Raw genomic sequence first — 19,227 nt, forward strand, 5'->3', positions numbered from 1 at the left:
ATCAGTGTAGTCCCATAAATGGTCTACATTGATGATATAGGTTTATGTTGATTATGCCAGAAAATAATCAAAAATGTAGTTTCATTACGATAAATTTGATGTTTTTGCTTAAAATACTGGCTAAAACTTAAAATACTGAAAGTTTGTTACAGAAAAATCGGGATTTATGCTATCTTTACTGGTATTGAATCAGTATTGCAAAAGCTTTCTTATTTTCGCCCTTTCGGGCCTCAGGTGTTTATATGACGACATCCCCATCCACGACGCTGCACCCTGTTATCGACAAGGTTACCCAGCGTATTACAGAGCGCAGCAAAACCTTGCGTAGTAGCTATCTTTCCCAGTTGGAGCATATGCGTGGCCGTGGCCCGCGTCGTGCCAGCCTGTCGTGTGCCAATCAGGCACACGCCAATGCGGCCATGGATAGTGGCACCAAGATCTGGCTGAACCAGGCACAAAAGCCGAATATCGGCATCGTCACTGCCTATAACGACATGCTGTCGGCGCATCAGCCGTATGAAAACTATCCGGCGCAGATCCGCCAGACAGCCTTGCGCTTTGGTGGTACAGCCCAGGTGGCCGGTGCCGTACCTGCGATGTGCGATGGCGTGACGCAAGGCCGTCCTGGCATGGAACTTTCGCTATTCTCGCGGGATGTAATCGCCCAGGCAACGGCGGTGGCTTTGACCCATGATGCGTTTGACGCTACCTTGTGTCTGGGTATTTGCGACAAGATCGTGCCTGGTCTGCTGATTGGTGCCTTGGCCTTTGGTCATCTGCCAACCATTTTTATACCGGCAGGACCTATGGGTTCTGGCTTGTCGAATAAAGAAAAAGCTGCCGTGCGTGAACGCTATGCGCAAGGCAAGGCAACAAAAGAAGAGTTGCTGGCCGCAGAAAGCGCGGCATATCACAGCGCCGGTACCTGTACTTTCTATGGCACGGCCAACAGCAATCAAATGTTGCTGGAAGCCATGGGCCTGCATTTGCCGGGTGCAGCCTTTGTCCACCCGTCCGACCCTTTGCGTAGCGTCCTGACCGATGCCGCCGTAGAGCGCGTCCTGCAGTTGACCGAGCAAAGCGGCAACTACACACCTATTGGTCAACTGGTCAATGAAAAAACCATCGTCAATGCGGTTATCGCCTTGCTGGCAACGGGTGGTTCCACCAATCACACCATTCACTGGATCGCGGTGGCCCGCGCCGCTGGCATCATCATCGACTGGCAGGATTTTGATGAACTGTCATCCGTCGTTCCTTTGCTGACACGTGTTTATCCCAATGGTACTGCCGACGTGAATGCCTTTGAAGATGCCGGTGGCCCGGTGTTCGTGATACGCGAATTGCTGTCGGCCGGTCTCATGCATGCTGATGTCATGACCGTCTATGGCAATGACGGTTTAAACTCACATACCAGCCGTCCGGTATTGACGGATGAAGGCAAGGTCAGATGGGAAGCACTGCCTGCGGAATCGACAGATACCACCGTGGTACGGAATGTAACGGATCCGTTCGCGCCTACGGGTGGTCTGCGCTTATTGCATGGCAATCTGGGTCGTGCCATCGTCAAGGCATCTGCCGTACCTGAAGATGCATGGATCATCAAGGCACCTGCCAGGGTGTTTGAATCGCAGGATGCCTTGGTCAAGGCATACAAGGCCGGCGAACTGAATATGGATTTTGTTGCTGTCGTGATCTTCCAGGGCCCGCAGGCGAATGGCATGCCCGAGTTGCATCAGTTTACGCCTGTACTGGGCAGCCTGATGTCGGCTGGCTACAAGGTGGCACTGGTGACGGATGGTCGCATGTCGGGCGCATCCGGCAAAGTACCGGCGGCCTTGCATGTCAGCCCTGAAGTGGCGCAAGGTGGGCCTTTGGGCAAGGTACGCGATGGTGACCTGGTGGAGTTGAATGTCCATACCGGCGAATTGCGTGCACTGGTGGATGCCGATATCTGGGCACAACGTGCCGTGCGTGAACTCAGCAAGGAGCCGACCTTTGGCTATGGCCGTGATCTGTTCGCCGCACAACGCCGTGTCGTGACTGCGCCTGAGCATGGCGCGTCCACACTTTTCATCGATTGATTTTATCGATTAATTTCATCGATTAATTTCATCGTAATGCCGGAAACCCGCATCACTATTTCTGAAAGCGAAACAAGATCATGAGTCTCAATACCAGCGTGAGCAAACGCAACATCATCGCCCAGCTTGAACAAATCCGTGTACTGCCTATTCTGGTCACCGATGATGTGGATCAGGCGATACGCTGTGTCACAACCCTGGCAGAAAACGGTTTGCCAGCCGTGGAAATCACGCTGCGTACGCCGAATGCCATGACGGTACTGCGTGAAGTCGTCAAGGCTTGCCCAACCGTAACGGTAGGCGCCGGCACGATACTGACGCAGGCACAACTGGAAGCGGTCAAGGCTACGGGAGCTGCCTTTGGTATCAGCCCGGGCATCACACCATTACTGGCCAGGGTTGCTGCTGATTCCGGCCTGCCGTATTTTCCTGGCGTCGGTGGTGCCAGTGATTTGATGCTGGCGCTGGAACATGGTTTTAATGTCGTCAAACTTTTCCCTTCGGACATCGTTGGTAGTACCAAGATGGCCAAAGCCTTGGGCGGCCCTTTCCCTGATGTGAAGTTTTGCCTGACCGGCGGCGTCACTGTGGAAGCGACACCGGCCTTGTTGCAGCAATCGAATATCCTGTGCGTGGGCGGATCATGGATGTGTCCGGCTGCGCTGATCAATGCTGGTGACTGGGCAGCGATAGGTGTGTTGGCCGCAGCGGCAGCAGCAGCCGGCAAGAAGTAAATATTGTCACCAGTGCCAGCAAATGGTAATCCGGCATTGGTACTGGTTGATATGTGTTAGCAGTGTTAGCAGTTTTCGTAAATCACTTTTCGCAAAATAAGCAAGATTATGGCTACTTCCGTTTCCCGTACTCCGCTCTGGTGTTTGTTGCAGCAACGTGCCACCAATATGCCCAGTCTGAAAGAATTGTTTCGCGCTGATCCACAGCGCTTTACGCATTTTTCTGCGTCTGCCTGCGGCATCATGCTGGACTATTCCAAGCAGCGCATAGACACGACAGCCAAGCTTAATTTGCTGGCTTTGGCCAGGCAGCAGGATGTGGAGTCGCGTCGTGACGCCATGTTGCGTGGCGAAGCCATCAACCAGACGGAAAATCGCGCTGTCCTGCACACGGTCTTGCGTCTGCCGAAAGGTGAAGCCTTTGATTTGAACGGTGACAATATCGCGGCGGATGTGCATCAGGTACTCGCACAAATGCGCAGCTTCAGTGATGCAGTCAGGGAAGGGCGCTGGCTGGGCTATACTGGCAAGGCCATACGTACCATCGTCAATATTGGTATCGGCGGTTCTGATCTGGGCCCGCAAATGGCCTGCATCGCCCTGGCACCCTGGTCACAAAAAAACCTGTCACTGCATTTTGTTTCCAACGTCGATGGTCGCCATGTGGCCGATGCGCTGGCGAATGCCGACCCTGAAACCACCTTGTTTGTGGTGGCATCAAAAACCTTCGCCACCATGGAAACGCTGACCAATGCCCGCACCGCCCGTGAATGGATGTTGTCGCACGGTTGCCCGGTTGACCAGATACGTCAGCATTTCGTGGCACTCAGCACCAATGTCAAGGCGGCAGCTGATTTTGGTATCGCACCTGAAAATGTGTTCCCGTTCTGGAACTGGGCGGGTGGCCGCTATTCGATGTGGAGTGCTATCGGGCTGTCGATTGCGCTCTACGTGGGCGCAGACCGTTTTGAAGAAATGCTGGCCGGTGCGCATGAAATGGATTTGCATTTCGCCCAGGCACCGCTGGAACAGAATCTGCCAGTCTTGATGGCCCTGATAGGTGTATGGAATATCAATTTCCTTGGCCTGCAAGCCTTGTCGATTGCGCCGTATCATCAGCGCATGACACGCCTGCCAGCTTATTTGCAACAGCTCGAAATGGAAAGCAACGGCAAGTCCGTCACACGTGAAGGCCAGCGAGTGGATTACACCACCTCACCCATCCTGTTTGGCGAAGCCGGTACCAATGGCCAACATGCGTACTTCCAGTTACTGCATCAGGGCGCAACCATCATCCCTACAGATTTTATTGTGGTGGCGGATGACGATGCCGGTTTGCCCGGCCACAACCAAGCGCTGCTGGCGAATTGCTTTGCCCAGTCCAAAGCCATGGCCTGGGGCAAGAGCATGGAAGAAGTGCGCGCAGAACTGGGCGATCTGCCAGATAAAGTACTGGCACCCCGCGTGTTCGAAGGCAATCGCCCGACCTCGACCGTCTTGCTGGATTCTCTGACGCCGCGTTCCCTGGGCGCATTGATTGCCTTGTATGAACACAAGGTCTTTGTGCAATCCGTGATCTGGGATATCAACGCCTTTGATCAATGGGGTGTGGAACTGGGTAAATCCCTGGCCCAGCAACTGATCAGTCTCGACCCCAGTGCCGTCAAGGAAGATTACGATAGTTCCACCAAGGGCCTGTTGCAGGCGGTGGGACGCAGTCACAAGTTAAAAAAAGCTGCGTAGGGTATTAAGCGGTAACACGTAGCAACACGCCCTGGCGTGCGGGCAGATAAGTCAGGCATTTGTTGTAAGCAAGCCGCAGCCTGTTTGATATATCAAGTCGCAGATTGTGGTGTAAGCATGCTGTCAAGACAGGTGCTTACTCTGTAGAGCTGCGTCTTGATACAGATAAAATTATCGCCTGATATTATTGTCCGATACGTTGCCCGATACATTGCCTCAGTCAGACACGCAAGAATTTTCATCATTCCGATTTTATCCTTACCGTAGAATTTGTCAGCATGAACGCCCACCTACATCCACAATTAAAAATGAACGATATCAGTGACGACAAAGACCAGAACCTGCGTGAAGACATACGCAGGCTGGGGCGTATCTTAGGTGATACGGTAAGAAACCAGCATGGTGATGAAGTGTTCGACCTGATCGAACAGGTACGCCAGAATTCCATACGCTTCCGCCGCGATGCAGATGAAGCCGCACGTGCCGAGCTGGAAACCACACTGGATACCCTGACCAATGACCAGACCACGCAAGTCATACGTGCCTTCAGTTATTTTTCGCATCTGGTGAATCTGGCGGAAGACCAGCATCACGTACGTCGCACGCGTGCCCATTTGATCGCAGGTTCTGCCCCGCGCCAGGGTAGTCTGGCACACACCATCGAAGCCTTGTACAACACCGGACACAGCAGCCAGCAATTGCTGGATTTTTTCCAGACTGCGCAAGTGTTTCCGGTATTGACAGCGCATCCTACCGAGGTGCAACGCAAGAGTATCTTGAATTGCCAGATGGTGATTACACGTTTGCTGGATGAACGTGACCGCATGCAGCTGACCCCCGAAGAATCCGCCGCCAATGAAGAAGCCCTTGGGCGCGCCGTCCTGACGCTGTGGCAGACACGCATGTTGCGCACTTCCAAACTGTCGGTGCTGGATGAAGTGGAAAATGGTCTGAGTTTTTATGACTACACCTTCCTGCGCGAATTGCCACAACTGTATGCAGGGCTGGAAGATTTATTGACGAGCAAAGATGCGGCATTGACGCAAACAGAATTGCCCAGTTTTATGAAAATGGGTAGCTGGATAGGTGGTGACCGCGACGGCAATCCTTTCGTCACTGCCACCGTGCTGGAAAAAACCCTGGCCATGCAGGCGACCCGAGCGTTTAAATTTTATCTCGACGAATTGCATACCCTGGGTTCGCAATTATCGATGGCCAACCTGCTGGTCAAGGTATCTGACGATCTGCTGGCACTGGCACAACGTTCGCCCGATCATTCACCACATCGTGCAGATGAGCCTTATCGCCTGGCCATCAGTGGCGTGTATGCGCGACTGTCTGCCACCTACAAACAATTGCTTGATCTTGAACCGGTGATTCACCCCAGCGGCATTGCTGAGCCTTATGCAACGGCCGAAGAACTGGTAGCGGATCTGGATATCGTCCATCATTCCCTACATGCGAATGGTTCAGCCGCGATCACCCGTGGCCGTCTGCGCCACCTGCGACGTGCGGTCAAAGTCTTTGGTTTTTATCTGGCACCACTGGATTTGCGGCAGAATTCTGATGTGCATGAGCGCGTGGTACACGAATTATTGCAGGCGGCCAATCCTGAATTGAAATACCTTGATTTGAATGAAGAACAGCGTATTGAAGTCCTGATCAGGGAAATCAGTTCGGCCCGGCCGCTGGCATCGCCATACCTGAACTATTCTGAAGAAACCCAGTCCGAACTGGCGATTTACCGCGCCGCCTGCACCGCGCAGCAACGCTATGGCAAAGGTGCGGTACCGAATTGCATCATCTCCAAAACCGATGGTGTGTCCGACATGCTGGAACTGGCCCTACTCTTGAAAGAGTCTGGCCTGCTGCATCCGGCAGAAGGGCGTGTCGATGTCAACATCATCCCGCTGTTTGAAACCATTGGTGATTTGCAAAACAGTGCACCTGTCATGGACAGGTTGTTTGGTATCCCTGCCTATGCGCGCTTGTTGGCCAGCCGCAACAATGCACAAGAGGTGATGCTCGGCTATTCTGACAGTAACAAGGATGGCGGCTTTTTGACATCGGGCTGGGAGCTGTACAAGGCCGAACTGGATCTGGTTGAGGTATTCGCCAAACATCAGGTAAGGCTGCGCTTGTTTCATGGGCGTGGTGGTTCAGTGGGGCGTGGCGGTGGCCCCAGCTACCAGGCTATCCTGGCGCAGCCTGCTGGTGCCGTGCAGGGGCAAATCCGTCTGACAGAGCAGGGGGAAGTGATCACCGCCAAATACGGTAATCCGGAAGTAGGGCGGCGCAATCTGGAAGTGCTGGCAGCCGCCACCATGGAAGCCAGTTTGCTGGCGTATACCGAAACAGCACCCAGGCCAGAATTTTTGTCAGCGATGGAAGAATTGTCTGACCATGCATTCAAGGCATACCGCAACCTGGTGTATGAAACTGAAGGCTTCGAACAGTATTTCTGGGAATCGACCGTCATTTCCGAAATCGCCGGCCTGAACATAGGCAGCCGCCCCGCATCACGCAAGAAATCGACAGCGATAGAAGACTTGCGCGCCATACCCTGGGTATTCAGCTGGTCACAATGCCGTTTGATGTTGCCGGGCTGGTTTGGTTTTGGCAGCGCCGTACAAAGCTATCTGACAGCACATCCGGATACGGGCATGCAGACCTTGCAGGCCATGTTCAGGGAATGGTCTTTCTTTTCTACTGTGTTATCGAACATGGAAATGGTACTGGCCAAGAGCGATATCGGTATCGCCAGCCGTTATGCACAACTGGTGAAAGATGACTCTTTGCGTAACCGCATCTTCCCGCGCATACAGGCCGAACATGAAGCTACGATCGACATATTGAAAGCAATCTCTGGCCAGGATGAATTACTGGCAGCCAACCCCTTGCTGGCACGTTCGATACGTAACCGCTTCCCTTATCTGTCACCCTTGAACCATGTGCAGGTGGAATTGCTGGAACGTTACCGTAACGGGGATGAAGATGAGCGTGTGCGCCGTGGCATCCATCTGTCCATCAATGGTATTGCTGCCGGCTTGCGCAATAGCGGTTAAGCACAGCCTGTCCTGAAAGAAAAAACCTCGCTTGCAAAATGCAAGCGAGGTTTTTCTTTTGGCTGCCAAGTGTGGCTGCCAAGGTCAGACTCAAAACAGCAGGCCGCCACCTTTGCGGAACAAGGCCATATCCACAAAACTGGACATGCGATGTGTACCATCAGATGTCGTGACGGTAATGCCGCCCAGGTCAATAATGCTTTTTTGTACGGCCAGCGACTGTACGGCATCACGTCCGGGTTTGGCCATTTGTATGCCCTTGACCAGCGTCTTGGCAACCATGAAGCCTTCAAAAGTCAGGGAAGACAAATCTTCATCCCTGAATTTTTTCATCATATTGCTATGGTCCATCTGTATCGGAGATTTCTTGCTCAGAGGGTTTGGCACTACCTGGGAAAATACCGTCCATTCAAGTGCAGTAGGTCCAGCCACTTCTGCCAGACGGTCCAGATTGATCAGCGACATACCGGCGACAAAAGTACGTGGGGCATACTTCCTGAACTCTTTCAGGAAAATGCCGGTACCCAGGGTATCGGAAATGGCAATCACGATGCCAGGATTGGTTTTTGCCAGTACGGCGGATTCCCTGGCCATATCTGCAGCCGTACCACTGATGTGGACGATGCCACTCATGAGCATATTGCGTTTGCGCAGTTCGGCAACCACATATTGGTACATGTCCTGATTCAGTGCTGATTCCTGCACCGCGATGCCTACACTTTTAATACCCAGTTTATCGAAATAGGAAAAAATGTATTGCATCTCCTGTTCAGGGCTGGGGCGCCAGAACAATACGCGCGAATTGTAATTTTTTACCGATGCAACCAAAGGTGCAAACAGGGTTTGTCCACTTTGTGCAAATTTTGGCGCGGCCAGCACGGCATCAGTGACTGCTGCCCCTATGCCGCCCAGCAGATATTCTGCCTTGTCTTTTTCTATCAGTTCGGTAACTGCCTGTGCCGACTGTGCCGGTACACCCTGATCATCACGTACCAGATATTTGATACGGCGTCCGCCTACACCACCAGTAACATTGATACTGTCAAAATAGGTAGTGATGCCGGCGACATAATCGCGGCCTATGCTGCCATTGGGCCCGGACAGGTCAATGGCCTGGCCGACAATGATCATATTGCCCTGAGCCAGAGCTGGCGCGCTAAAAATGCCCGAAAACATGCCCGAAAGTAAGCAAACGCAAATGATGCATTGTCTGAGGAAAGAAATCATCCTGGATAACCTGTTGTTTATTGCAATGCAACAAGTTTGTCATGAAAATGTTACGACCCAATGACGATGCACCATTTTGGTTATATCCTCAGGTAATATAGTTATACCTCTTTCAGGGGGTGAAAGCAGCAAACCGGGCTTGCGTCGCCGGTAGTGCGAGATAAATTCTTGATCAGATTATGGAAGGCATCCGGGAAACAGCATCTGGCTGAATCCCGGCATGAAGACAGGTTTTGTTCATTGAAAGATCAGGCTGCGTTTCCTTTTGCAGTATCGTTAAATGTGACGCGCTTGATATCCCCAACGATGACCAGGTAGCAAAAGATGGCGACGGCCGCATTGGCTGCCACGAAAACCAGCGCACCCGAGAATGAACCTGTGGCCTGGAGAATGTATCCAATCACGATCGGTGTCGTGATGCCGGCGACATTGCCAAACGTATTGAACAGAGCACCACTCAAACCGCCAGCTTCTTTGGGTGATGTGTCGGATACGACGGCCCAGCCAAGTGCGCCTATCCCTTTACCAAAGAATGCCAGGGACATGACTGCGATCACCAGTTCATCGGTAGAAATGAAGTTACACAAAATCATGCATGTGGACAAGAGCAAACCTATGACGATAGGAGTTTTTCTTGATATGGAAAGTGACACGCCGGATTTGATCATACGGTCAGAAATGAAGCCACCCAGCATGCCGCCAGCAAAACCGGCGATGGCTGGTATGGCCGCCACGAAGCCCGCTTTGAGGATGGTCATATGTCGTTCTTTAACGAGGTAAACCGGGAACCAGGTCAGGAAGAAATAGGTCAGGGTATTAATGCAGTATTGACCAATGTACACACCTAACAGCATGCGGTTGGACAGTAATTGTTTGATGATGGAAAAGGTATCGATGCGGTTTGCTTCCGGTGCCTGGTGAACGATTTCCAGATCAACCAGGGCGCCGCCCGCATTGATATAGTTCAGCTCTTCGGCATTGATTCTTGGATGATTTTTTGGATCATAAATAGTGAACAGCCAGATGACCGCCATGATTATGCCCAACACACCCATGACGTAAAACACGCTTTGCCAACCCCAGTTATGCACGACCCATCCCATGAAGGGAGCAAAAATAACGGTGGCAAAATACTGCGCTGAATTAAAAATCGCTGCCGCCAGTCCACGTTCGCTGACAGGGAACCAGGCAGAAGTGATGCGGCTATTACCTGGAAAAGAAGGTGCTTCTGCCGCCCCTACCAGCAAGCGCAGAGCAAACAGTAATGTGATCGCCGCTGCCCCGGAAAGAAAACCAACCGTTCCCATCAGCAGCGTAAAAAATGACCAGAGAAAGATACTGAAGAAGTAGGTTATCTTCGAGCCAAACCGGTCAAGCAACCAGCCGCCGGGTATTTGCGCCAGGACATAAGACCAGGCAAATGCAGAGAAGATATAGCCCATCTCTACCGATGACAGACCAAGTGTCTTGCTTAATTCCGGGCCGGCAATAGAAATGGAGGCGCGGTCAGCATAATTGATCGTGGTGACGATGAACAGTATCAGCAAGATACTCCAGCGTACACCTGTGGCGTTGCCGGTATTGTTACTGCCTGAATTATTGCTGCCTGATGGTGAGAGCGGTGATGATGAGGACTTCAATGCAGTCATACGGTTTCCAGTTGCAAAAAATTAACGGCGCTAAGCCTGTGCTTTGCGTGGCAAGCCATGCCAAAGCCCAAATACAAATTGGAAAACTATACATTGTTATATGATGTCGTACAACGTTGTTTTGATGTAAATTCAATTTCCGGGTAGTGATACCCGTGGGTATTTACTCTGCTTTGCTGGATATATTGTCTCTTTTTGGATTCAGCCAAAGGCAGGGTTGGCCGCCTGTTTTTCTTCGGTCGCCTGTGCGGTTGATGAAAAAGCACTTTGATTTGGGGTATTTTCGTCCTGCATGAAATGTTAGATTTTGTATAAAACTCCTGCTTTGGAGAAATATTTGCTATGTTAAAAGTAACTATTTGAAAGTCACTATTGAAATTTTTTAAGAATGAATCCCATGAAAAATCTCTCTGTCAATTTTAGTTTGAACAGTATCCTGCTCGTGCTTGTCGCAATCATTCTTTCCCAGGGCGTGATAGGCATGTATGTCGTTAAACAGTCGAACTTTTCGACTGCATTGGTCCATGAAATTTCTCAGCGCATCATCATGATCAATGATTCTTACAAGGACACCACCAGAGCTCGTTCTGCAATGACACGGGTGTATGCATCGGCCAAAGAGAATGATGCGGGCACGGATAAAGACGCTGCAATAAAAGGAGCAAAAAATTCTTTGTCGAAGGCAGAAACGATGTTGAAGAATTTTGAAAATCTGCCCGCTTATCAGAATGAAGATGCCACGCTGAAAGCAGACTTGCTGAAGGCTGGTGGGCGATTGATCAAATCAATCGAAGATGCCTGCAAAACCCTGGAGAAACAGGATTACGACAATTACAGTGCCATCAATAAAGATAAATTAACTTCACAAGGCGCAGAGTTTTCATCGTTGCTGGAAAAGTTTCAATCGAATGCAGACAAGCAGGTTCAATCCATCATGGAAGCGCGTGAACTTGAATATCAAACGACCGTGAAAGTCTGTGTGCTGGCGATGATTGCCGCCTTGCTGATTGCCGTCGCCGTACATCTTGCTACCAAGAAAATCATCCTGAAACCCCTGAATCATGCAGTTCAATTGCTTGATCAGGTAGCCAAAGGGGATCTGACTGCCGACATAAAAGTAGACAGCAATAATGAAATTGGCCAGTTGATTGCCGCCATAGAGAGCATGCGCAAGGATTTATCCAGGACGGTAGGCCAGGTCAGGATCGTTGCAGAATCGATTCATGTGAGCTCGCAAGAAATTGCTGCTGGAAATATGGATTTATCGTCAAGAACTGAAAGCCAGGCAAGCTCCCTGGAGGAGACTTCGGCTTCCATGGAAGAACTGACCAGCGTGGTGGCAAATAATGCAGCCAATTCCAAAGATGCCAAAAAATTTGTGGAAAGTTCCGTGCAGGTTGCTGCCCGTGGTGGTGAGGTAATGGAACAGGTCATGAGTACCATGAATGATATCAACACGGCGTCCGGCAAGATTGTAGAGATCATCAGTGTGATTGATGGCATCGCCTTTCAGACCAATATTCTTTCTCTGAATGCAGCGGTTGAGGCTGCGCGTGCCGGCGAACAGGGCAGGGGCTTTGCCGTCGTCGCTTCAGAGGTGCGCAATCTGGCCCAGCGATCAGCATCAGCAGCCAGGGAAATAAAAAGCCTGATTGACAGCACGGTGTCCAGGGTTGATGCAGGTGCCAAATTGGTCGAACAGGCTGGTAGCACGATTGGTGAGCTTGTATCCAGCGTCAGGCGGGTGTCTGAAATTGTGAATGAAATTTCGAATGCAAGTCAGGAACAGGCTGAAGGTATTCATCAGGTCAATATTGCCATTGTACAAATGGATGAAGTAACGCAACAGAATGTGGCTCTGGTTGAAGAAGCTGCGGCGGCAACCCAGTCACTGAATGATCAGGCCAGCGCGCTTTCCAGCACCATGAGTACCTTCAAGATCAGTGCTTCTTCTGTTCACCATGCATCCTCCCTGACCAGAAGAGCAGCATAAGGAAACAGGTAAACTGTCGCCGGGCTTGAACCGCGCAGAGTCTGTCGATGAGCAATGCAGTATATTGGCGGTTTGGGCGAAAACAGGCGGGCCTGGCCTGCCGGATGAACTCGCCCGAAAAGATCAGTTTTTGCTGATTTCACTCATTTCATCAATAAATACACAGACAAACGGAGCGTAGTACATATGGTGGGGCAGATACTTGGTGTCATAGGCTGGTCGGGCAGTGGCAAGACCAGCTTGCTGGAATATCTGGTAAAGGAATTGTCAGCGGCTGGCAAACAGATCAATATCGTCAAGCATAGCCATCACGACATCATCATTGAACCACCCCACAAGGACAGTGCCAGGCTGCGTCTGGCCGGTGCCGCCGAAGTATTGCTGGCTTCGCCATACCGTTATGTCATCACACGCGAGCTGCGCGAAGAAGCTGAGCCGCCGCTCAGTGATTTGTTGCTGCGCATGTCGCCAGCCGATCTGACCCTGGTGGAAGGGTATAAATGGGAAGCTATCCCCAAGCTGGAAGTGCATCGCCCCACGCTTGGCAAACCAGCCATCTATCCGCATGATGCCTGTATTCTGGCGGTAGCGTCCGATATTCCGGCACCAACCAATCTGCGGGCAGGGCTGGCATGGCTGGATTTGAACCAGCCCCAACAGGTGCTGGAGTGGTTGCTTGCTGCGATGCAGAACAGTTTATTGAAAAAAAACGCAAGCGGCCCTAAAGAATCCCTCTAAAGCTGTCGTTACTGTATGTAGACAGATAAGGAGAATTGTCATGGATGTAACTGGTATAGCTAATTTGGCAACAACGCTGGCGGATGTCGGTACAAGCCAGGCGGTGAGTATTGCCGTATTGAAAAAAGCAAATGACATTACTGCCGAAAGTGCAACTGCGCTGATCGAAGCGGTGCCTGACAACAAGTCTGTTGCCAACTTGCCACCCAATCTGGGTCGCAACATCAACACGACTGCATGAAGCTGGAGTAATCAGGCTTAGGTAATTAGTTTTTTTGTCGGATGTGTTTGAATCAAGAGGCGCGCCATAGGCGCGCTTTGTTTTTGGCGGGTCTTTGGTGGATATGCTGATATGGCGCAAGCAAGCCCGGCGCTGATCGGCGATAATTCTGACCAACATTGATTTCAGGAAAAAGCATGGAGCAAAATTCTTGGGGCTGGTCCGACCGCCTCAGCCTCAGTTATGAACCTATGGACGAGACACACAAAGAATTCGTGGAATTATGTGCTGCCCTGTCCGAAGATAATCCAGATACCTTCCTGAACCGGCTGGATGCACTCATCGTGCATTCCATTGCCCATTTCGAGCAAGAAAACCGCTGGATGGAAGAAACAGCCTTTCCGCCTGTCGGCTGCCACAGGCAGGAACATGATGCCGTGCTGGAAGTCATGCAGGAAGTCAGGCGTCGTGTTGCGCTCGGCGAAACAGACCTGGCGGCCCGCCTGGCAGAAGAGTTGCCATTATGGTTTGAACATCATGTCGATACCATGGACAATATGCTGGCGCGTTTTATGGCCGCAGGGCAAGCCAATCAGCTAACTGAGCAGCTATCTGAACAGCAAACGGATCAGCAGGGACAGACTCAACCCGCCTGAACCCGGATTTCAATATCGCCAAGGCTGACCAGTTGACCCGCACGGATCTTGGCAGTCTTGCGCAGTTCTTGCTCACCGTCAACACTGACGTCACCACTGGCAACAATCGCCTTGCCGGCACCACCGCTTTCGCACAGACCGACCAGCTTCAGTAACTGGTTCAACTCTACATATTCGCCTTCGAGGCTAAAACTCAGTTTTTGCATAATAATTCCTACGAATGGTAGTAAAAAGGGGCGCAGCTTACACTATTTATGCAGACGCGTTGAGTCTCGCTGTTGCTTTCTTTAGCCAGATGCGCAGTTGTGCCGTCAGATCCGCCTGGCTAAAGGAGCAGCTTTCTTCAGTGAACAGGCTGCTGGCTTCCATCCTGCCCAGCAAATTTTCCATCACTTCTGCAAATTGGGGTGGCAAGGCTGCGAGTAAATCCGTTTGTGTACGCCAGAGCTGGCAAAATTGGCGGATATTGATACGTTCCTCAGACAAATCCGTAATACTGCTACCCAATTGCTCGATGATGTTAAACATAAAGAAAGTTTTTCTTGAAAAAAAGTAATAAGATAGTACGATATTTGAACTATGGCTTGAATCCAGACAAACCAGTTTCCCGTATATTGTGATGCAGATCTGTTTTTATGAAAATTTTTTCAGAGATTTTTGTAAGTTTGCCGTTTCTGCTCCGACTACAGGCTGTAGTTCTTAATTTTTCCCGCTGTGGGATGTTTTACTTTTTCAGGAGAAGACAATGAATAACAAGGCAATGGTTGCAGTAGCACTGGCTGGTTTGCTTGGCTCAAGCGTAGCAATGGCTGCAGAGCCAGTAAAAACAGAAAAATGCTTTGGTATTGCAAAAGCAGGTCAAAATGACTGCGCGACCAAATCCGGTTCTCACTCTTGCGCTGGTCAGGGCAAAAAGGACAACGACCCTGCAGAATGGAAAAAAGTACCATCCGGTACCTGCGAAAAAATGGGCGGCAAACTGGACGCACCTAAATCTTAATGCGCTTGATGGCTGGTTTTTTGACGGGCGGGAATAATGTTGACTGACATTGCCCGTTCACATGCCATACCCAATTCCACGCCCACCCTGCAAGGGGTGGGCGTGGGTTTACGTAGCCTGCACTATCGTGATTTTCTGAATGCGCCTGTAGACATCGACTGGCTGGAAGTGCATTCAGAAAATTATTTTGGTGACGGCGGCTATGATCTGCATGTATTGCAGACACTGCGCCGTGATTACCCGCTAAGCCTGCATGGTGTCGGTTTGGGCCTGGGCTCAGCCCAGGGATTTTCCGCAGCCCATATGGATAAACTCAAGCGCCTGGTCGAACGCATCGAACCGGGGCTGGTGTCCGAACATTTATGCTGGGGCGCCATCGCCGGGCAGCACCTGAATGACCTCCTGCCTTTGCCACTGATGCAAAGCGCGCTCGATCTGGTATGTGAACGTGTTGATCAGCTACAGATGCTGTTGCAGCGTCAGATACTGATAGAGAATGTATCGACCTATGTACGTTTTGCCCGCGACGATATGTCCGAGGCTGAATTTTTAGCTGCACTGGTCAGTCGCACCGGCTGCGGTGTATTGCTGGATATTAATAACCTGTATGTGAATCAATCCAATCATGGCGAAAGCGCACGGGATGCCTTGCGCATCATGGCGACATTGCCGCCAGGCGCGATCGGTGAAATCCATCTGGCGGGACATTTGCAGACCGATATCTGCCTGGTTGATGACCATGGCAGTCAGGTTGGCAGCCCGGTCTGGGATTTGTATGAACAGGCCTGTCAGTTGCTGCCTGCCGATATTCCCGTATTGATAGAATGGGACACGGCAATCCCTGCCTTGCCGGTATTGCTGGACGAGGCGGCCAAGGCTGGCGAAATACGGCATCGCTACCGTCATTCCATGGAACTGGCGGCATCATGAGTGCATCATGAGTACATCATCACTTGCGCAGATACAGCAGCAATTTGCCACTGCCTTGTTGCAGCCCGAAACGGCTATGGATGCCGGCAAGCTGTTTGCTGCCCACCCAGCGCAGGATGATCGTCTGGCTCTGTATCGTGGCAACCTGACTGCCATCTGGACCGCCGCCTTGCGCAACGCCTATCCGGTATTGCATGCACTGGTTGGCGAAGACTATTTTGCGCAAATGGCACGCAGTTTCGGGCGCAGTTTTCCTTCTGAATCTGGTGACCTGAATGATTTTGGCGCGCACCTGCCAGCGTTCCTGAGGCAGACACCAGATGCAGCCGATTACCCTTATTTTCCCGACGTGGCTGCGCTGGAATGGCACATCCATCGCGCTTACTACGCGGCAGATGCAGACATCTTGAGCCTGCCGGCACTGGTGCAACTGGTGGGTGAAACCGGCCAGGATTTGCAGCAAGCCCGTTTCGATTTGCATCCGGCTTTTGGTCTGCATGCATCAGACTGGGCGACATTTGCAATTTGGCTTGCTCATCAACCGGGAACACAGACTGGCTTTCCTGAACAGATCCGGCACAGCAGCCACGGACTGATCTCGCGCACGCTGTGGTCGGTAGAGCTGACAGATATCCCGCAGCCAGCATACCTGGCTTTGCAGGCCCTGCAGGCAGGCGCAAGCTTATCCGAAGCACTGGAAACAGCCGTCAATGCAGACTGTGATTTTGATATCAACAGTAATCTGCAAGCCTGGTTTCATGCAGGCTTGTTTACCGGGGTCAGATTTTCTGACGATAGCCTGTAAGGATACGGTTGCTGGTCTGACTAAGTTGCAGGAGTTTAAAACTGGAGAATCTCAATGTACATCCTGCAATACGTTCATACTTTAAGCCGCCGTTTTGACCAGAATCTGAATATCTGGGCCGGTTCGGTTCTATGCCTGGCACTCAGAATTTATGTGGGCTGGCAATTCTTTAAAGCCGGCATGGTCAAAGTGTCTGACTGGTCTGCCACGCTATCTTTGTTCCAGGAAGAATACATGGTCCCCGTCATCCCGCCTGAACTGGCTGCCTGGATGGGGGCAGGGGGCGAGTTGATTTTGCCTGTGCTGCTGGTCGTCGGCATCTTCAGCCGCCCAGCAGCACTTGCCCTGTTTGCCGTCAACGCCATGGCTGTGATTTCTTACCCTGCTTTGTTCATGCTCGAATGCCCGGCAGCTATCAACGCCCATTTTTACTGGGGCATCCTGTTGCTGGTACTCGTCAGTTTTGGTCCGGGTAAATTTTCTGTGGATGAGTGGTTGGGTAAGCGGGGGAATTGAATTTGCTGATGACGTAGGCAAGTATCGATATCGCGCTGAGTTTGTGGGAGGGGTGGGCGCGTAAGCTTATACGAGATGTTTATGTAGGCGAAGGTTTTGATGTGTCGAATATAAACCGTGCCTACCAGAATTTCCATCTTGGTTTTGCCGGAATCCATACGCCAGTCCAGAGATCAAAATGGTCGAATTTTCCCAAGAATTCTCTGACATTTTTTTCGCCAACGACGTCAATGAGTTTCGTTGGAATGGAAATTCCCCAGCTTGAACTGTCAATAGAGAAAATTTCGCATTCTAATGCGATGTTTCCAAGCGCAGACTCAATATCGCTAGCTACCCTGGCTCTTACAATGACCTGGATACCCATTATCGTTTGAACTCCACCGTACAAAGTGCAGCAAGAGCCAGAATAATTTCATTAATTGCCAAATCGGATATCGACTGCCCCCTGATGTCATAAATGATACGACATGATTTCATGTGAGGTGGCAAATGCTTGGCACCGAAAGCGATGCGTGCCTTGTTGTATTGAACACTTAAATTAATTGCGTCCTGGTTTTCAAGATTGTGGTTGGCTAGGAGCACATATTCGTTTTTTGAGAGATCGATAAATTCAGGTGTGAACATATAGGTTAACTTGTCAAACTAGATTTGTTTGTGTTGGCGCGAATGGGGAGGTTCCTTATCGTTGTCAGTGAGCGTGGATATAAATAGTTACGTAATATTGCCCAATTTTGGAAATGCGCGACGTTCAATGAGATATCTCTCCGACGGTTGTAAGTCACTCCGTACTGGTATTTTCACTGACTTTCCGTGGAGATCGCTTGTGAGAAATTTGTCTGTCGCAGACAAATTCCGATTATTGTTTAAAGGGTGATATTCGATTTGAAATGACTCATTTAAAGTAATACGGCCTGAATCAAACAATCGATGGTGCAAAGCGCAAAGAAGAAGACCATTTTTTGGATCCATTCTTTGGTCAGAATTTGCCTTTTCCCATGGAATTATGTGTGCAGCATCTAAAGCTTCCATTTGAGAAAATTGACAAAATGCGCACTGGTAGTTGTACGCTTTTAGCAAAACGGTTCGAAATATGCTCTGCGCAATCCCACGCACTTTGACTTTGATGTAAATCTGTTCGCGACATTTTGGATCGTTATATATTTGCAGAGCAAGTGATTCAGGGGTATCGATTATACTGAATTCGTTGTATGGATTTATAACGCTCGACCACTGAAAATTAAAAACAGACTGAATGCCAGACTGCAAGTCGGAGATGTCCCATGCTATGAACCCGTTACCAGGCACGTGGGATTTTTTTCCTACAACGAGTATGGTTAATGGTGGTAGGCGATTCGTAAGGCAGTAGTCCTGTATTGGACTTAAAGCATATCCGACCGACAACGGATTTGTATCAATCAAAGGAGCGACGTCTTCGTAAGTAACGGTTTCACCATGTTTTGCAGCTTCGATTAAAATTGGCCAGACGATGCCAGCAGCATAAAACCAGTTCTTTTTTTGTTGCATAGCAAAACTCCTTCAATAATTATCTGTCTAAGAGTATTAAGATAATTGCAGACCTAGTTAATACATAGCCGGCTATCTCAATTGGGCTCAAAACCCATAGTTGTGCAGAGACTGATAAAGCCAAAACATATCAAGGAAAAACATAATGGCGTTTTTAATGGTGTTATAGTAATTGTTGAAAATTTGCGAAGATGAATGGAGAAATGAAGATCATTGCCTTGTCGCTAAAGTAGATCCACAGTAAAAAATCACACTCCTCCTAGAGTAAGTGTAAGGCGATAATAGATGGGCATGAATTTCAAATGTTTATGGTTACAACGAGGCGCTAGTTACATCGGTTGGC

The 19,227-nt window shown here is 50.3% G+C and carries 18 protein-coding genes; 12 read left to right on the forward strand and 6 right to left on the reverse strand.

The genetic code is table 11. The features are described 5' to 3' along the window. Positions 1 to 242 precede the first annotated feature (242 nt). The 4 genes from edd to ppc all read left to right on the forward strand — a co-directional run bounded on the left by edd (position 243) and on the right by ppc (position 7,626). Positions 243 to 2,084: a phosphogluconate dehydratase gene (edd, locus tag H8L32_RS18040; RefSeq protein ID WP_186948648.1), complete on the forward strand. Its 1,842-nt coding sequence runs from the start codon at positions 243 to 245 to the stop codon at positions 2,082 to 2,084. An 80-nt stretch (positions 2,085 to 2,164) separates the two neighbouring features. Next, positions 2,165 to 2,818 (forward strand): bifunctional 4-hydroxy-2-oxoglutarate aldolase/2-dehydro-3-deoxy-phosphogluconate aldolase, encoded by a 654-nt coding sequence (eda, locus tag H8L32_RS18045; protein ID WP_186948649.1) that lies wholly within the window; start codon positions 2,165 to 2,167, stop codon positions 2,816 to 2,818. A 108-nt stretch (positions 2,819 to 2,926) separates the two neighbouring features. Continuing rightward, entirely contained in the window at positions 2,927 to 4,561 is a 1,635-nt protein-coding gene (pgi, locus tag H8L32_RS18050; protein ID WP_186948650.1) for a glucose-6-phosphate isomerase, read from the forward strand. A gap of 278 nt (positions 4,562 to 4,839) precedes the next feature. After that, positions 4,840 to 7,626, forward strand: coding sequence for a phosphoenolpyruvate carboxylase (gene ppc / locus H8L32_RS18055; RefSeq protein WP_222619404.1), 2,787 nt, complete (start codon positions 4,840 to 4,842; stop codon positions 7,624 to 7,626). 90 nt (positions 7,627 to 7,716) lie between these two features. Here ppc and H8L32_RS18060 read toward each other — a convergent pair whose 3' ends face one another. Both H8L32_RS18060 and H8L32_RS18065 read right to left on the reverse strand, forming a co-directional pair. Beyond that, the gene (locus H8L32_RS18060; RefSeq protein WP_186948651.1) at positions 7,717 to 8,802 is read right to left on the reverse strand and encodes an ABC transporter substrate-binding protein; all 1,086 of its coding nucleotides are present in this window, start codon (positions 8,800 to 8,802) and stop codon (positions 7,717 to 7,719) included. 299 nt (positions 8,803 to 9,101) lie between these two features. Beyond that, positions 9,102 to 10,502, reverse strand: a complete 1,401-nt coding sequence (locus tag H8L32_RS18065) for an MFS transporter (protein ID WP_186948652.1) — start codon at positions 10,500 to 10,502, stop codon at positions 9,102 to 9,104. Positions 10,503 to 10,899: 397 nt separating this feature from the next. Between H8L32_RS18065 and H8L32_RS18070 the strand changes: the two genes are divergently transcribed. The 4 genes from H8L32_RS18070 (at position 10,900) to H8L32_RS18085 (ending at position 14,109) form a co-directional block, all read left to right on the forward strand. Then, positions 10,900 to 12,495 carry a methyl-accepting chemotaxis protein gene (locus tag H8L32_RS18070; protein ID WP_186948653.1) on the forward strand — a complete coding sequence of 532 codons (1,596 nt, stop codon included), beginning with the start codon at positions 10,900 to 10,902 and terminating at the stop codon, positions 12,493 to 12,495. 186 nt (positions 12,496 to 12,681) lie between these two features. Further along, complete coding sequence (gene mobB, locus H8L32_RS18075; protein ID WP_186948654.1) at positions 12,682 to 13,233, forward strand: molybdopterin-guanine dinucleotide biosynthesis protein B; 552 nt, start codon at positions 12,682 to 12,684, stop codon at positions 13,231 to 13,233. Positions 13,234 to 13,273: 40 nt separating this feature from the next. Beyond that, positions 13,274 to 13,474, forward strand: coding sequence for a YjfB family protein (locus H8L32_RS18080; protein WP_186948655.1), 201 nt, complete (start codon positions 13,274 to 13,276; stop codon positions 13,472 to 13,474). A 176-nt stretch (positions 13,475 to 13,650) separates the two neighbouring features. After that, entirely contained in the window at positions 13,651 to 14,109 is a 459-nt protein-coding gene (locus H8L32_RS18085) for a hemerythrin domain-containing protein (RefSeq protein WP_186948656.1), read from the forward strand. Here the strand turns inward: H8L32_RS18085 and H8L32_RS18090 are convergent. Both H8L32_RS18090 and H8L32_RS18095 read right to left on the reverse strand, forming a co-directional pair. Further along, positions 14,097 to 14,315: an RNA-binding S4 domain-containing protein gene (locus H8L32_RS18090; RefSeq protein ID WP_186948657.1), complete on the reverse strand. Its 219-nt coding sequence runs from the start codon at positions 14,313 to 14,315 to the stop codon at positions 14,097 to 14,099. The genes H8L32_RS18085 and H8L32_RS18090 overlap by 13 nt on opposite strands. A gap of 46 nt (positions 14,316 to 14,361) precedes the next feature. Then, on the reverse strand, positions 14,362 to 14,637 hold the full coding sequence (locus tag H8L32_RS18095) for a hypothetical protein (RefSeq protein WP_186948658.1): 276 nt from the start codon (positions 14,635 to 14,637) through the stop codon (positions 14,362 to 14,364). Positions 14,638 to 14,854: 217 nt separating this feature from the next. Between H8L32_RS18095 and H8L32_RS18100 the strand changes: the two genes are divergently transcribed. From H8L32_RS18100 to H8L32_RS18115, 4 genes are read left to right on the forward strand one after another with little or no spacing between them, the layout of a single operon-like run. Beyond that, entirely contained in the window at positions 14,855 to 15,109 is a 255-nt protein-coding gene (locus H8L32_RS18100; RefSeq protein ID WP_186948659.1) for a BufA1 family periplasmic bufferin-type metallophore, read from the forward strand. 36 nt (positions 15,110 to 15,145) lie between these two features. Beyond that, positions 15,146 to 16,039, forward strand: coding sequence for an MNIO family bufferin maturase (gene bufB / locus H8L32_RS27790; RefSeq protein WP_186948660.1), 894 nt, complete (start codon positions 15,146 to 15,148; stop codon positions 16,037 to 16,039). Positions 16,040 to 16,046: 7 nt separating this feature from the next. Further along, on the forward strand, positions 16,047 to 16,844 hold the full coding sequence (locus H8L32_RS27795; protein ID WP_186948661.1) for an HvfC/BufC family peptide modification chaperone: 798 nt from the start codon (positions 16,047 to 16,049) through the stop codon (positions 16,842 to 16,844). 54 nt (positions 16,845 to 16,898) lie between these two features. Beyond that, the gene (locus tag H8L32_RS18115; RefSeq protein ID WP_186948662.1) at positions 16,899 to 17,360 is read left to right on the forward strand and encodes a DoxX family protein; all 462 of its coding nucleotides are present in this window, start codon (positions 16,899 to 16,901) and stop codon (positions 17,358 to 17,360) included. A gap of 363 nt (positions 17,361 to 17,723) precedes the next feature. Here H8L32_RS18115 and H8L32_RS18120 read toward each other — a convergent pair whose 3' ends face one another. Both H8L32_RS18120 and H8L32_RS18125 read right to left on the reverse strand, forming a co-directional pair. Continuing rightward, a complete protein-coding gene (locus tag H8L32_RS18120; protein ID WP_186948663.1) occupies positions 17,724 to 17,984 on the reverse strand; it encodes a hypothetical protein in 261 nt (86 codons plus the stop codon). An 87-nt stretch (positions 17,985 to 18,071) separates the two neighbouring features. Then, positions 18,072 to 18,884, reverse strand: a complete 813-nt coding sequence (locus tag H8L32_RS18125) for an HNH endonuclease (protein ID WP_186948664.1) — start codon at positions 18,882 to 18,884, stop codon at positions 18,072 to 18,074. Positions 18,885 to 19,227 lie beyond the last annotated feature (343 nt).

The organism is Undibacterium hunanense (assembly GCF_014284335.1).
In the GTDB taxonomy this organism is placed as follows: Bacteria; Pseudomonadota; Gammaproteobacteria; order Burkholderiales; family Burkholderiaceae_D; genus Undibacterium; species Undibacterium hunanense.

Bases quoted from the DNA above. Each gene is read 5' to 3' on its own strand.
- edd (WP_186948648.1), top strand. From the start codon at position 243: ATGACGACATCCCCATCCACGACGCTGCACCCTGTTATCGACAAGGTT.
- eda (WP_186948649.1), top strand. From the start codon at position 2,165: ATGAGTCTCAATACCAGCGTGAGCAAACGCAACATCATCGCCCAGCTT.
- pgi (WP_186948650.1), top strand. From the start codon at position 2,927: ATGGCTACTTCCGTTTCCCGTACTCCGCTCTGGTGTTTGTTGCAGCAA.
- ppc (WP_222619404.1), top strand. From the start codon at position 4,840: ATGAACGCCCACCTACATCCACAATTAAAAATGAACGATATCAGTGAC.
- H8L32_RS18060 (WP_186948651.1), bottom strand. From the start codon at position 8,802: ATGTTTTCGGGCATTTTTAGCGCGCCAGCTCTGGCTCAGGGCAATATG.
- H8L32_RS18065 (WP_186948652.1), bottom strand. From the start codon at position 10,502: ATGACTGCATTGAAGTCCTCATCATCACCGCTCTCACCATCAGGCAGC.
- H8L32_RS18070 (WP_186948653.1), top strand. From the start codon at position 10,900: ATGAAAAATCTCTCTGTCAATTTTAGTTTGAACAGTATCCTGCTCGTG.
- mobB (WP_186948654.1), top strand. From the start codon at position 12,682: ATGGTGGGGCAGATACTTGGTGTCATAGGCTGGTCGGGCAGTGGCAAG.
- H8L32_RS18080 (WP_186948655.1), top strand. From the start codon at position 13,274: ATGGATGTAACTGGTATAGCTAATTTGGCAACAACGCTGGCGGATGTC.
- H8L32_RS18085 (WP_186948656.1), top strand. From the start codon at position 13,651: ATGGAGCAAAATTCTTGGGGCTGGTCCGACCGCCTCAGCCTCAGTTAT.
- H8L32_RS18090 (WP_186948657.1), bottom strand. From the start codon at position 14,315: ATGCAAAAACTGAGTTTTAGCCTCGAAGGCGAATATGTAGAGTTGAAC.
- H8L32_RS18095 (WP_186948658.1), bottom strand. From the start codon at position 14,637: ATGTTTAACATCATCGAGCAATTGGGTAGCAGTATTACGGATTTGTCT.
- H8L32_RS18100 (WP_186948659.1), top strand. From the start codon at position 14,855: ATGAATAACAAGGCAATGGTTGCAGTAGCACTGGCTGGTTTGCTTGGC.
- bufB (WP_186948660.1), top strand. From the start codon at position 15,146: ATGTTGACTGACATTGCCCGTTCACATGCCATACCCAATTCCACGCCC.
- H8L32_RS27795 (WP_186948661.1), top strand. From the start codon at position 16,047: ATGAGTACATCATCACTTGCGCAGATACAGCAGCAATTTGCCACTGCC.
- H8L32_RS18115 (WP_186948662.1), top strand. From the start codon at position 16,899: ATGTACATCCTGCAATACGTTCATACTTTAAGCCGCCGTTTTGACCAG.
- H8L32_RS18120 (WP_186948663.1), bottom strand. From the start codon at position 17,984: ATGTTCACACCTGAATTTATCGATCTCTCAAAAAACGAATATGTGCTC.
- H8L32_RS18125 (WP_186948664.1), bottom strand. From the start codon at position 18,884: ATGCAACAAAAAAAGAACTGGTTTTATGCTGCTGGCATCGTCTGGCCA.